Origin of the sequence: Oceanobacillus sojae (assembly GCF_007991515.1) — a bacterium.
GTDB lineage: Bacteria > Bacillota > Bacilli > Bacillales > Amphibacillaceae > Oceanobacillus > Oceanobacillus sojae.
The window spans coordinates 1-12,728 of sequence record NZ_BJYM01000004.1 but is presented as its reverse complement, the minus strand read 5'-3'; the positions used below and the strand labels follow the sequence as shown (position 1 = coordinate 12,728).

13 protein-coding genes are annotated in these 12,728 nt (G+C 37.2%); 11 read left to right on the top strand and 2 right to left on the bottom strand.

The genetic code is table 11. The annotated features are described in order from the left end of the window. The first annotated feature begins 149 nt into the window (after positions 1-149). From dnaG to OSO01_RS05360, 8 genes are all read left to right on the top strand, one after another. A complete protein-coding gene (gene dnaG, locus OSO01_RS05395) occupies positions 150-1,958 on the top strand; it encodes a DNA primase (RefSeq protein ID WP_147209430.1) in 1,809 nt (602 codons plus the stop codon). A gap of 34 nt (positions 1,959-1,992) precedes the next feature. Beyond that, positions 1,993-3,108: an RNA polymerase sigma factor RpoD gene (rpoD, locus tag OSO01_RS05390; RefSeq protein ID WP_147209429.1), complete on the top strand. Its 1,116-nt coding sequence runs from the start codon at positions 1,993-1,995 to the stop codon at positions 3,106-3,108. Positions 3,109-3,330: 222 nt separating this feature from the next. Continuing rightward, entirely contained in the window at positions 3,331-3,897 is a 567-nt protein-coding gene (locus OSO01_RS05385) for a hypothetical protein (protein ID WP_147209428.1), read from the top strand. Positions 3,898-3,979: 82 nt separating this feature from the next. Then, positions 3,980-4,378 carry a c-type cytochrome gene (locus OSO01_RS05380; protein ID WP_147209427.1) on the top strand — a complete coding sequence of 133 codons (399 nt, stop codon included), beginning with the start codon at positions 3,980-3,982 and terminating at the stop codon, positions 4,376-4,378. A gap of 81 nt (positions 4,379-4,459) precedes the next feature. Continuing rightward, complete coding sequence (locus tag OSO01_RS05375) at positions 4,460-5,194, top strand: tRNA (adenine(22)-N(1))-methyltransferase (RefSeq protein WP_147209426.1); 735 nt, start codon at positions 4,460-4,462, stop codon at positions 5,192-5,194. Next, positions 5,175-6,293: a Nif3-like dinuclear metal center hexameric protein gene (locus OSO01_RS05370; protein WP_147209425.1), complete on the top strand. Its 1,119-nt coding sequence runs from the start codon at positions 5,175-5,177 to the stop codon at positions 6,291-6,293. The genes OSO01_RS05375 and OSO01_RS05370 overlap by 20 nt, the downstream gene beginning before the upstream one ends. Positions 6,294-6,333: 40 nt before the next feature. Further along, positions 6,334-7,647 carry a DEAD/DEAH box helicase gene (locus tag OSO01_RS05365; protein ID WP_147209424.1) on the top strand — a complete coding sequence of 438 codons (1,314 nt, stop codon included), beginning with the start codon at positions 6,334-6,336 and terminating at the stop codon, positions 7,645-7,647. An 11-nt stretch (positions 7,648-7,658) separates the two neighbouring features. Continuing rightward, entirely contained in the window at positions 7,659-8,555 is an 897-nt protein-coding gene (locus OSO01_RS05360) for a deoxyribonuclease IV (protein ID WP_147209423.1), read from the top strand. Positions 8,556-8,616: 61 nt separating this feature from the next. Here OSO01_RS05360 and OSO01_RS05355 read toward each other — a convergent pair whose 3' ends face one another. Then, complete coding sequence (locus tag OSO01_RS05355; protein ID WP_147209422.1) at positions 8,617-8,898, bottom strand: DUF2624 domain-containing protein; 282 nt, start codon at positions 8,896-8,898, stop codon at positions 8,617-8,619. Between the two features lie 228 nt (positions 8,899-9,126). On the opposite strand from OSO01_RS05355, the gene OSO01_RS05350 reads away from it, so the two are divergent. Continuing rightward, positions 9,127-9,495 carry a hypothetical protein gene (locus OSO01_RS05350; protein ID WP_147209421.1) on the top strand — a complete coding sequence of 123 codons (369 nt, stop codon included), beginning with the start codon at positions 9,127-9,129 and terminating at the stop codon, positions 9,493-9,495. Positions 9,496-9,514: 19 nt separating this feature from the next. Here the strand turns inward: OSO01_RS05350 and yqfZ are convergent, their stop codons facing one another. Then, complete coding sequence (gene yqfZ / locus OSO01_RS05345) at positions 9,515-9,838, bottom strand: protein YqfZ (RefSeq protein ID WP_147209420.1); 324 nt, start codon at positions 9,836-9,838, stop codon at positions 9,515-9,517. Between the two features lie 80 nt (positions 9,839-9,918). Between yqfZ and OSO01_RS05340 the strand changes: the two genes are divergently transcribed. Further along, on the top strand, positions 9,919-10,554 hold the full coding sequence (locus tag OSO01_RS05340; protein ID WP_147209419.1) for an NfeD family protein: 636 nt from the start codon (positions 9,919-9,921) through the stop codon (positions 10,552-10,554). Positions 10,555-10,818: 264 nt separating this feature from the next. Further along, positions 10,819-12,447: a Na/Pi cotransporter family protein gene (locus OSO01_RS05335; protein ID WP_147209418.1), complete on the top strand. Its 1,629-nt coding sequence runs from the start codon at positions 10,819-10,821 to the stop codon at positions 12,445-12,447. Positions 12,448-12,728 lie beyond the last annotated feature (281 nt).

Sequence of the window (12,728 nt, the reverse complement as noted above, 5' to 3'; positions counted from 1 at the left end):
TGTATCCTTTGTAGAAACTATGTTAAGGCTATTTTTTTTGAGTATAAGAAAAAAATATGTCGAATAATGAATAATAAAGCAGCACTAGTTAAAAAAGGAGGATTTTGAACAATCTCTCTAAGAAAAATTTAGAATAGTTGGTGGTAACAATGGCTAATCAAATACCCGAACCAATTATTGAAGAAGTGAAAAAATCCAATGATATTGTCGATGTCATTGGAGAGTATATTCAATTAAAAAAACAAGGTAAAAACTATTTTGGCCTGTGTCCTTTTCATGGTGAAAATACGCCTTCCTTTTCGGTCACACAAGAGAAACAGATTTTTCGCTGCTTTGGCTGCGGAAAAGGAGGAAATGTATTTTCGTTTTTGATGGAAATGGAAAATTTCACATTTTATGAGGCACTGAAACACTTGGCTGATCGCAGCGGGGTAGAATTACCGACAACATCAATTAAAAAGGAATCATCCTTGTCTGAGGAAACAGAGCAGATGCTCTCCGCGTATGAATGGCTGACAAAATTATACCATCACCTAATAAAGTACCAAAAAGATGGGAAGGATGGGTTAGAGTATCTAAAAAGCCGCGGGATTACAAAGGAGACATTGGAAGAATTCCAAATTGGTTACGCTCCTAATAAGCGTGATTTCACTGCGAAGTTTCTTACGCAGAAAGGGTATACCAAGCCGATGCTTTTAAAGAGCGGCATTTTGGCAGGGAATGACAATAATGAAGTAATTGACCGTTTTCGCGGCAGAGTAATTTTCCCTATACGGAATGCGCTTGGGCGTACTGTCGGTTTTGGCGGCAGGTCATTGACAGGTGATGGCGGTCCTAAATATTTAAATAGTTCAGAAGGTGAGCTTTTTCAAAAAAGTAAACTTTTATATAATTTTGATTTGGCAAAGCGCCACATCAGAAAAGAAAATGAAGCTATTTTAATGGAAGGTTATATGGATGTTATTTCAGCTTATCAAGCCGGCGTTAAGAATGTTGTAGCTACAATGGGAACTGCATTGACAGAAACACAGGCAAAGCTTTTGAACCGATATGTTGATACAGTGATTATTTGTTATGACGGTGATAGTGCAGGAATAGAGGCCCGTTATAAAGCATCGCTTTTACTGCGGTCGATAGGCTGTGATGTCCGAATTGCAAATTTGGACGCAAAAGAGGATCCGGACAGCTACATCCAACAACACGGCGGGGAAGCTTTCAGGGAAAGAGTTATACGGACAAGTGACAGCTATATGAGTTTCTTTATGCGCTATCAGCGCAGACACTTTAACCTGCAGGTTGAAAGTGAGCGTATTGAATATATCGAGCGTATTTTAAAGGAACTTTCCATGATTGAGAGTGCATTGGAACGGGAATATTATATTCATGAACTGCACAAGGAATTTGACTTGTCTGTAGAAACCTTGATGAGTCAGCTGACACAGTATGACAAAAGAGTTCCTGCTGCTAATAAGGATAATCAAAGTAATAAGAGTTATACTAATCAATATGTATCTGTAAATAAAAAAAAATTGTATCCGGCCTATGTTAATGCTGAAAAAAGAATTTTATCCTACATGCTTCAGGATGCGTATATAGCTGAAAAAGTACAATATGAACTTGGAGCAGGATTTAATGTAAATGACCATAAAATTGTGGCAACACATTTATATGCATTTTATGAAGAAGGTAATGCACCAGATATCAGTTTATTTATGGAGAGACTGTCTGATGAACATTTGAAGAATCAAGTTATTGAATTAGCTTTGTCCAGTGATGTGCAAAACAGCACAGAAGAAGAAATTGATGATTATTTACGAATGATTCATCGGGAGGCTAATCAAAGTCAAACAAAAAAGACCTTAAAAGAGCAGCAAAAGAAAGCGGAGCGGGAAAATGATCCTTTAGAAGCTGCGCGTTTGGCAATGGAGCTGATTCAGCTGCAGAAGCAAGAAAAATGAAAATTAATTCAACAATTTGGAAGGAGGGGGACTCATGGCCGAGCAAAAACCTTCGCACATGAAAGAAACCGAACTAACATTAGAGCAAGCAAAAGAAAAATTAGTAGACATGGGTAAGAAGCGTGGTACGCTTGCTTATGAAGAAGTGGCTGATGGTTTATCTAATTTTGACATGGAACCCGAACAAATGGATGAATTTTATGAGTACCTGGAAGAACAGGGTGTCGATGTGCTAGGTGAGTCTGAGGATGACCCCGAAATGCAGAAAATCGCAAAAGAGGAAGAAATTAATCTTAATGACCTTAGTGTACCATTAGGGATTAAGATTAATGATCCAGTTCGTATGTATTTGAAAGAAATTGGCAGAGTAGATTTACTTTCTGCAGCAGAAGAAATTGAACTTGCTTCCCGAATTGAAGAAGGAGATATTGAGGCTAAAAGAAGATTAGCTGAAGCCAATCTCCGTCTTGTTGTCAGTATCGCAAAACGTTATGTTGGACGGGGAATGCTTTTCTTAGATTTAATTCAAGAAGGAAATATGGGTCTGATTAAAGCAGTTGAAAAGTTTGATTATCGCAAAGGCTTTAAATTCAGTACCTATGCAACCTGGTGGATTAGACAAGCAATTACACGTGCCATCGCCGACCAGGCGCGTACGATTCGTATTCCAGTTCATATGGTGGAAACCATTAATAAATTAATTCGTGTGCAGCGTTCCTTACTTCAGGATTTAGGACGGGAACCGACTCCAGAAGAGATTGGTGAGGAAATGGAGCTAAGTCCAGACAAAGTCCGGGATATTCTAAAAATTGCTCAAGAACCCGTATCTTTAGAGACGCCGATCGGGGAAGAAGATGATTCTCATTTAGGCGATTTTATCGAAGACCAGGAAGCTGTTTCTCCATCAGATCATGCTGCTTATGAGTTATTAAAAGAACAGCTGGAGGACGTATTGGATACTTTGACAGACAGAGAAGAAAATGTACTTCGTCTGCGCTTTGGATTAGATGATGGAAGAACAAGAACGCTTGAAGAAGTAGGAAAAGTATTTGGTGTAACCAGAGAACGTATCAGACAGATTGAAGCAAAAGCATTGCGTAAATTAAGACACCCGAGCCGAAGCAAACGATTGAAGGATTTTCTTGATTAAGCTTAAAATAGAACCTGGCTATCACAGGCTTTATACCTGCCAGCAGACTGGAATGTGCAAGTTAGACGTAAGTTGCTTGCATATTCCAGTTATTATGTGTATTAAGTTGTAAAAAAGCTAAAACGGCTATTTATTGAGTAGTGATTTTTAGATAAGGAAAGTCCCCTTATTATTGATAGTTATCTTTTGGTAAATAATTAAGCTAAAGATACAGGTGAAAATATGAATAATCAAGAAAAAAATCAATTGATTATCCAAGAGATATTAAAATGGAAAGAAAATCGTTTATTGCCGGAAGAGCAATGTGATTTTTTACTCGCATTATATACAAAAGGCGGGGAAATTAAAATCCCGAATCAAAGTGATTTAAGAAAGCAGGATGTTTCTTTATCCATATGGAAAAAAATCCATTTTGCTCTTATTTTATTCATTTTAGTAAGCGTTATCTCTTTGGATTATTATTTCCATTCATTTTGGTATATTACGTCTGGTATTTTGAGTGTTACGTTAATTATAAATTATTTCTTTTATTCAAAAAACCGGGCGAATATTTCAAAACGGTACCGTTATTTATTTATATTTATTCAGTTTTTATATATCCTGCAGTTATCTGTCTTTATAGCTGACGCTGCCGGGTTAGGAAATTATATTAATTTTGCTATTATCTTAAATGGATGTGGCTGGATTATTTTTGGATATTTGAAAAAGCTGCCTGTATTTAAGTATGTTGGAGCTATCCTGATTATTGCTGTAATAACTTATGTCGTTTTTTTTAAATATATTGGATAAACCTTTAAAATTTTTTAGATATCGAGTAAACTAATGATAGTATTAATTTTATAATATTTGTGTTACATAAGGAGGAAGCGAAATGAAAAAGAATCCGGTTATACCATATGCTATTATTGCCGGGCTAGGGCTTATTGCAGTCATTATTATTTCAGTGATTGGTATTGATCAGAGACAAGCAATTCAAAATGCAGAAGAGAATGGTGAGGAAGCAACCGAACAAACAGAAGGGGAAGAGGGCGGAGAGTCAACCAGCGCTGACGCTGGAGAAGAAGTATTCCAAACGAATTGTTCCAGCTGTCACGGTCAAGATTTAGCAAGTGGTCCTGCGCCTGATTTAACAGAAATCGGCAGCAAGTATTCACAGGAAGAAATTGCTGAAATCGTTGAGAACGGAACCGATGCAGGTATGCCAGCCTTCCCTCAGCTTCAGGGCGATGATTTAGACGCACTTACTGAGTGGTTAAGTGAGCATCAATAATATATAATGGAAGAAATGAATGAAAGCTTTCTGATTCGTACAGAAAGCTTTTCTTATTGCAGAAATAAAGGAGAAAACGTAATGAACCAAAATATTCCGCTTTCGAACCGTTTAAAGCTGATTGCTGATTACCTGCCGCAAGGTGCTAATTTTGCAGATATCGGATCTGACCATGCGTATCTGCCTGCCTATGTCTGCCTGAGAGATAAGACAGCACGAGCTATTGCCGGAGAAGTGAACCAGGGGCCGTTAGAAAGCGCAAAAAAAACAATTCAATTGCATCAATTAAAAGAGCGGATTGATGTCCGATTAGGAGACGGTCTAGCTGTTTTAAAAGAAGGGGAAGCTCAACAAATTGTAATTGCAGGGATGGGCGGATCATTAATTACTTCCATTTTGGAAAAGAATCCGGTTATAGCTAAATCTGCTGGAAGGATTATTGCTCAGCCTAATGTCGATGCGAGAGCGGTCAGACAATGGTTGAACCAAAATGATTTTATATTGATTGCAGAGGAAATAGTGGACGAGCAAGGGCATATTTATGAAATTCTTGTTGCTGACCGTAATACGGGTGTTTCATCACCATATAACGATAATCAGCAGATAAAGGATAAACAGCTTTTATTAGGACCATATTTATTAAATGAAAAGAATAATGCTTTTATAAAAAAATGGACACTGGAGGAAGCTAATCTGAAAAGAATTATTTCTCAAATGCAACAGGCGAAGCAATTAAATCATGAGAAAATATCTGCATTCCAAACAGAATTACACTGGATTAAGGAGGAGCTTCATCATGAAGAAACAAACACTTAAACATGCTGATTTTTTTCAAATAATGGACGGTTGGGCACCAAGAAGTCTTGCCTATCATTGGGACAATATTGGTTTACAGGTAGGGCGGTTCCACGATTCAACCTCTCATATTCTGGTTACACTGGATGTTACAGAGGAAGTAGTTGATGAGGCGATCGAGAAACAGGCTAATCTGATTATTGCGCATCACCCCTTATTGTTTCAGCCTTTAAAGCAAATAAATGTTGATCATCCTAAGGGGAGGGTTGTCCAAAAACTTTTAAAGAATGATATTACTGTCTTTGCTGCGCACACCAATTTAGATGTAGCAGAAGGCGGCGTAAATGATTTATTAGGTGAAGCAGTTGGTTTGAAAAATAGGGAGCCTTTGGAAATTCTGGACCAAGAGGCACTATTTAAAATAATTGTTTTTGTTCCGGATTCTCATGTGCAGGAGTTACGTAGTGCCCTGAATGAAGGCGGAGCCGGTCAAATAGGTAATTACAGCCATTGTACCTTCCAAAGTCCCGGACAGGGCACATTTCAGCCATTAGAAGGGTCAACCCCGTATATTGGTGAGAAGAATGAGTTAGCCTATGTAGATGAGAAAAAGCTGGAAACTGTTGTGCCTAAGAGAAATCTTTCAAAGGTTATTGATGCAATTATTTCTGCTCATCCTTATGAAGAGCCTGCCTATGATATTTATCCATTGGAAAATAAAGGACAATCAGTAGGAATTGGACGCTTTGGTAGTTTAGATGAATCTGTATCGATGAAAGAATTTATTCACACCGTCAAAAAGAATTTAGATATGCCTCAAGTGCGTGTTTCTGGTAATATAGAAAAGAATGTAAAAAGAGTTGCTGTTTTAGGCGGCAGCGGAGAGAAATATGTCAGTCATGCACTCAGGAAAAAAGCAGATGTTTATATTACAGGAGATATGACATTTCACGCTGCTCAAGATGCGGAGCAGATGGGGCTGACAGTTATCGATGCCGGGCACTATATCGAGAAGATTATGAAAACAGCAACACAGAATAAGCTGATACAGGAAATTCCTGCATTCCAGTCGAAGGTTTATGTATCTGAAGTAAATACAGATCCGTTCGTATTTGTATAAAAGAGGAAGTTCTAAAAATAGATTACAAGGAGGGAAACAAATGGAAAAAACATTTGCAGAATTATCCCTGGATAGCACGATGCAAAATATTATTCAAGAGCTGGAATTTAGAAAACCGACAGAGATTCAGGAACGAGTGATTCCTTCTATTCTGGATGGCAAAAGTGTTATTGGCCAATCCAGAACAGGTTCAGGTAAATCCCACGCTTTTTTATTACCATTGTTTCAAAACCTGGATGAAAATCAAAAAAAAGTCCAGTTTGTTATTACTGCACCAACGAGAGAGCTGGCAACACAGCTGTATAACGAAGTAAGAAAAATCATTACTATTGCTGATAAGACGGAAAAATGGACAGCAAAGCTGCTTGTTGGCGGCACAGATAAACAAAAAGTGGTTGAAAAATTAAAAACGCCCCCAATGATTGTGGTAGGTACTCCTGGAAGAATATTAGATTTAGTAAAGGATGGAGCATTGTCTATATATAGCGCGGAAACCTTTGTTATTGATGAGGCAGACTTAATGCTTGATCTAGGCTTTATTGAGGAAGTTGATCAATTATTAGTACGCTCGAAACAGGAAATACAGCTGCTTGTTTTCTCAGCAACAATTCCTCAAAGACTGCAGCATTTCTTCAAAAAATATTTGAGAAATCCAGAGTATATTAAAATAGAAGAGCATTTTTCTCCAGAGACAATGGAGCATCGTTTGATTCGGAAGAAACATCGCGATGAGGCAAAGGTTATTTGGGAAATTTCTCAGACGATTCATCCTTATTTAGCGCTGATTTTTACCAATGGCAAGCAACAAGCAAATGAATTAGCAGAGGTGCTTGAGGGATACGGGTTATCTGCTGGTGTCATTCATGGCGGTTTAACTCCAAGAGAAAGAAAACGTGTCCTGAAAGAGATACAGCAGCTGCGTTATCAATATGTAGTTGCAACTGATCTGGCTTCACGGGGAATCGATATCAAGGGAGTAAGTCATGTCATTAATGCACAGCTTCCAAAAGAAGAGCATTTCTATATTCATCGTGTCGGCAGAACAGCCCGTGCCGGCTTAGAGGGGACAGCTATCAGTATATATACAGAAAATGATGCCCCTTTAATTGAAAAATTGGAACAAAAAGGCTTGGAATTCTCTTATGTAGAGGTGAAGCAGGGAGAATGGATAGAGGATAAATCCTGGAATGCGAGACAGCGCCGTAAAACCGAAGATACAAGTACAGATCGGGAAGCCTGGAAGCAGGTAAGAAAAGCTAAGAAAGTAAAACCGGGTTACAAGAAAAAGCAGAAGCAGCAGCAACAGCAAATTAAAAGACAACTGACAAAAGAACAAAGAAGGAAAAAGCGTTAGGAGGAATAAATATGGTGAAAATAGGTTCTCATGTTTCTATGAATGGTAAAAAAATGTTATTAGGCTCCAGTGAAGAGGCTGCTTCATACGGTGCAAATACATTTATGATCTATACAGGTGCACCGCAGAACACAAGAAGAAAGCCTATTGAAGAATTAAATATCGAAGCAGGCTTGGCGCATATGGAGTCCAATGGAATATCTGATATCGTTGTTCATGCGCCATACATTATTAACATTGGTAACACCGTGAAGCCAGAGACATTTGAATTGGGTGTTAATTTTCTGCGGAGTGAAATCGAGCGTACAGAGGCTCTGGGGGCGAAACAAATTGTTCTTCACCCGGGAGCTCATGTCGGTGAAGGCCCAGACAAAGGCATCCCTAAAATTATTGAAGGATTAAATGAAGTGCTTGAACAAAAAAATGATGTTCAAATTGCTCTAGAAACAATGGCTGGAAAAGGCTCTGAAATGGGACGTACATTTGAGGAGCTGGCTGAAATTATTAATGGTGTGACGCATAATGAACACCTTTCTATTTGTATGGATACCTGTCATATTCACGATGCAGGCTATGATGTTGTAAATGATTTCGATGGTGTATTGAACACTTTTGATAAAATTGTCGGTTTAGACCGGCTGAAAGTTGTGCATGTAAATGACAGTAAAAATGACCGTGGGGCACATAAAGACCGTCACGAAAACATCGGTTTTGGTTATATCGGATTTGATGCGCTTCACAAAGTTGTTCATCATCCACAGCTTAGTAACCTGCCTAAAATTCTTGAGACACCATATGTAGGCACAGATAAGAAAAATAAGAAAGCACCATATAAACATGAAATAGCTATGCTGCGTGAAGGAAATTTCCAAGAGAATTTAAAAGAAATAATTATGGAAGGCAAATAAATGTCTCTATAAATACAAAAAAGATGAGCAAATTAAAAATTGCTCATCTTTTTTGGTGTTTTTAAAATAAATGCTCCAGACCATATGATTTAATAACCTCATCCATTAACTGCTGTGCCGCCAGTGCTGTTTTTTGATCCGTAATTTTCGCGAGTTCTGCCATAAAGCGGTCACGATCTGCCTGATCAAATGGATTTGGAGAAGAAACTCTTAAGTAGTTCACTATCTGATCAGCTTGTGCAGGTGTTATGGAGAAGCCATATTGGCTGCTGTAGTGTAAGATTTCACCTGAGGTTAATTTACGAAGTTTATTTTTTATCATTTCTTTTATAAAAAAAGACATAATACCGCTCCCTTTGTAGATGTATTATTCACCTTATGTTCATCCATCATGTAAATATATGCAAAGAACAAAATAATTATACCATTCTTTTCTTGCAATGCCGTATGATACCTGTTTGAAATGATTTAAATTCCGTAAACTAACCATATAAATCTAAAAGCGTATGTTCAAGAAATTCATTTTTTGTTGAACTCTTTGAACATCCTCTAAAAGTAAGGAGTTTATTTCATGAATGATAAAAATCAGGACAACAATGTCCAAGATGCACCAAATCATGGGCAAGGCCCAGAGCATGAGCATATAAATAATAAATTAGACAGTAAAAGAATGGAGGAGTTTTCAGCGGAGCTTACCGATTCTGAATTGCCGGATTTTGAAGAAGAAAAGGGCTTTAACCCAGGTACCTTGTATGGTTGGGGGAGTATTATTTTGGCTGTTATTTCTTTCTTTACCTGGCCGGTTATTCTTGGAGCTGCCAGTATTGTATTTGGCTTTGTAGCGAGAAGCAGAGGAACAAATACACTTGGTATCATAGGTATTATAGCTGGAATTCTTTCACTAATTTCTGCGTTTTTCTTTATTCCATTTCTTTCTTAGGCTGAATTTCAGCCTTTTTTTATTTTTCTTGAAACAGTGGAAAGTAATATATTTCATGTACTTGAATTTCAATTGGTGAAGTATTTGGATTTAATGATTCAAAAGCTTCCAAAATAATATCGACTGCAACGGTATACCCAGATGCAGTTTGAATTTCTTCTGTAATGCTCAATACGGTATCTCCCGGCTTTACTTTGACAGGAACCGCCTCAAACGGCGGCAATTCTGAATCAGTTTTATTTGAAAGGGAGATTCCGCTGCCAGAATGAGCTAAGTCTTGAAAAATACTTACAGCAACTAATATAATAAGAGTAATCAGGGAAATTCTACGTAAAAAACCCATAAAAAAATCTCCTTTTATGAAACTAATTATTTCATTCATACGTACATATAGTAATAGGACAATGAGAGGGTGTGAAGCGTATGGACATAGTTGAATTACAATGGATTGGATTCCTGGCTTTATTTTTCGGAACTTTATTTATATTAGGAGAAATATTCGTAAATATGCGTGGTATTTTTGGTGTATTGGGCTTAGGATTTATTACAGTTTATTTTACTGTGTATACGGAAACCAATTCGGTCTTACTGATGTTTATTATATACTTTTTAGGAATATTACTGATTATTATTGATGGGAAAGTAATTAATGATGGAACGCTGGCGACAATAGGACTGGTTTTAATGATAGTTGCTGTTGCAATGCCTCAGCCGACTTTTGCAAATGGTCTCTATGCAGTAATCAGCATCATTGTTGGTGCTTTTTCCTCCTTAGTATTCTTAAAGGTATTTAAACGGAGGGAGATGTGGACCAAAATTGCCTTAGTCGATCGACTTACAAAAGAAGAGGGCTACAGCTCGCTCAGTGCAGAATATGAAGCTCTATTAGGAGAAGAAGGAATGGCACTGACAGACTTTAGGCCATCCGGCACAATTGAAGTAAATAAAAAACACTACAGTGCCGTATCCGGAGGACGCTGGATTAAAAAGGGTACACCAATTAAAGTAGTTGCAGTAGACGGCACGAGTGTTCGTGTAGAAGAGCTGCAAGAAGATTGATTTATATAGAAATCCCTGAAGAAGGATTCACTTCATAAAAATGGAGGTGAATCCTTTATTTGTATGCATTTATTTCTAATATTATACATATTTTCATGAGAAAAACAAAAACTAAGCATCCCTTTCTCTTTGAATGTAAACAAATATTAAATCTATGTAAATTTTTCTTAATACATGTTTACATTCTCTTTAGAATCATCAATAATGAATGAGGCGCAAATTTCTACAAAAGTTTACATAAGAGGTAGAAGGGATGAAGTTTACGTGGATATCGATGTTCAGAAGTTAATTATTGAATTTATTGGAGGAATTGGTATATTCCTTATGGGGATTAAAATGATGGGAGACGGCCTCCAAAAATCTGCAGGGGACCGATTGCGGGATATTTTAGACCGGTTTACTAGCAACCCATTTTTGGGTGTACTTGCCGGTATTCTTGTAACGGTACTTATTCAAAGCAGTTCAGGAACTACAGTTTTGACTGTAGGACTTGTAAATGCAGGATTTATGACACTTAGACAGGCTATTGGTGTTATTATGGGTGCCAATATCGGTACTACTGCTACAGCATTTATTATCGGAATTGATATTGGAGAATATTCGTTACTTATTTTAGCACTTGGTGCCTTTACAATCTTTTTCTTTAAAAAGCAAAGGATTATAGCTGTAGGACAGGCATTATTTGGATTTGGTTCTTTATTCTTTGGACTCGAATTAATGAGTAGTGGAATGACACCGCTCCGTTCTTTAGATGCATTTCATGAACTGACGGTTACAATGAGTGATACGCCAATCCTGGGGGTTGTAATTGGTACAGTCTTTACTGTAATCGTACAGAGCTCAACAGCAACCATCGGTATTTTGCAGGGGTTATTTGCACAGGGTGCTATCGAGTTAGATGCAGCTATTCCAGTATTGTTTGGTGATAATATCGGTACAACGATTACAGCGGTTATAGCTAGTATTGGAACTTCTGTTGCCGCCAAACGTGCTGCATATACACATGTAACTTTTAACTTGATTGGTGCAGTTATCTTTATGATACTTCTGTTTCCATTTACAAATTTTGTGAGTTATTTAGAGACGGCATTAAATCTTAATAAGGAAATGACGATTGCTTTTGCCCATGGCAGTTATAATGTAGCAAATACCATTATTCAGTTTCCATTCATTGGCTTCTTAGCATGGTTGATTACTAAACTTGTGCCTGGGGATGATGTTGTTATTGAGTATAAGCCAAAGCATTTAGATTCCATTTTTCTTCAGCAGTCTTCTTCACTGGCGCTTGCCCAGGCTAAATTGGAAGTGGTCCGTATGGGGAAATATGCGTATCAGGGATTAGAAGAAACGCATAATTATATCACTACACAAAATCCAAAGAGTTCAGAGATGGCTCTGCAAATTGAGGGAGCACTAAATAACCTCGACCGTAAGATTACAGAGTATTTAGTGGATATTGCTTCTACCAACTTAACAGAACCTGAGAGTGTAGAGCATACCGGATTAATGAGCACTATCCGTGATATTGAACGGATCGGCGACCATTTTGAAAATGTTGTTGAGTTGGTTGACTATAAAATGTCAAATAAAGTTTCGCTGACGGAGCAAGCTATTGAAGACTTAAACAAAATGTTCGATTTAACTTATATGACAGTTAAGCAGGCTGTGGAATCCTTAGAAACGAATGATAAGGAAGCTGCTTTAGAAGTTATACAAAAAGAAGACCAAATTGACAAAATGGAACGTAAATTCCGTAAAAATCATATCATTCGAATGAATGAGGGGATTTGTAATGGAACAGCAGGTATCGTTTTTGTAGATGTTTTAAGTAATTTAGAAAGAATTGGTGATCATGCTGTAAATATTGCACAAAATGTTTTAGAAGAGCATTAATTATTAATTTGTATAAAAGACTCTGTCTGTTTATTTTTCAGGCAGAGTCTTTGTTAAATGAATGAATTTATTGGAATTCATACGAAAAGCAGCTTAATTTACTATTAACTAAAAGAAATTATATAAGTTTTAAAAGTTTTTGTTGAAATATGTTATATTACGTGCTATTATAATTCTTGCAGTCAACTTCTGATAAAAACTTTTGCAACACCGCAAAAAAAGTTGTTGACATAATCTACATAACATGATAAATTATATTTTGTTGCTAATTAAAAAACATT

Bases quoted from the DNA above. Each gene is read 5' to 3' on its own strand.
- OSO01_RS05365 (WP_147209424.1), top strand. From the start codon at position 6,334: ATGGAAAAAACATTTGCAGAATTATCCCTGGATAGCACGATGCAAAAT.
- OSO01_RS05360 (WP_147209423.1), top strand. From the start codon at position 7,659: ATGGTGAAAATAGGTTCTCATGTTTCTATGAATGGTAAAAAAATGTTA.
- rpoD (WP_147209429.1), top strand. From the start codon at position 1,993: ATGGCCGAGCAAAAACCTTCGCACATGAAAGAAACCGAACTAACATTA.
- OSO01_RS05355 (WP_147209422.1), bottom strand. From the start codon at position 8,898: ATGTCTTTTTTTATAAAAGAAATGATAAAAAATAAACTTCGTAAATTA.
- OSO01_RS05385 (WP_147209428.1), top strand. From the start codon at position 3,331: ATGAATAATCAAGAAAAAAATCAATTGATTATCCAAGAGATATTAAAA.
- yqfZ (WP_147209420.1), bottom strand. From the start codon at position 9,838: ATGGGTTTTTTACGTAGAATTTCCCTGATTACTCTTATTATATTAGTT.
- OSO01_RS05370 (WP_147209425.1), top strand. From the start codon at position 5,175: ATGAAGAAACAAACACTTAAACATGCTGATTTTTTTCAAATAATGGAC.
- dnaG (WP_147209430.1), top strand. From the start codon at position 150: ATGGCTAATCAAATACCCGAACCAATTATTGAAGAAGTGAAAAAATCC.
- OSO01_RS05375 (WP_147209426.1), top strand. From the start codon at position 4,460: ATGAACCAAAATATTCCGCTTTCGAACCGTTTAAAGCTGATTGCTGAT.
- OSO01_RS05340 (WP_147209419.1), top strand. From the start codon at position 9,919: ATGGACATAGTTGAATTACAATGGATTGGATTCCTGGCTTTATTTTTC.
- OSO01_RS05380 (WP_147209427.1), top strand. From the start codon at position 3,980: ATGAAAAAGAATCCGGTTATACCATATGCTATTATTGCCGGGCTAGGG.
- OSO01_RS05350 (WP_147209421.1), top strand. From the start codon at position 9,127: ATGAATGATAAAAATCAGGACAACAATGTCCAAGATGCACCAAATCAT.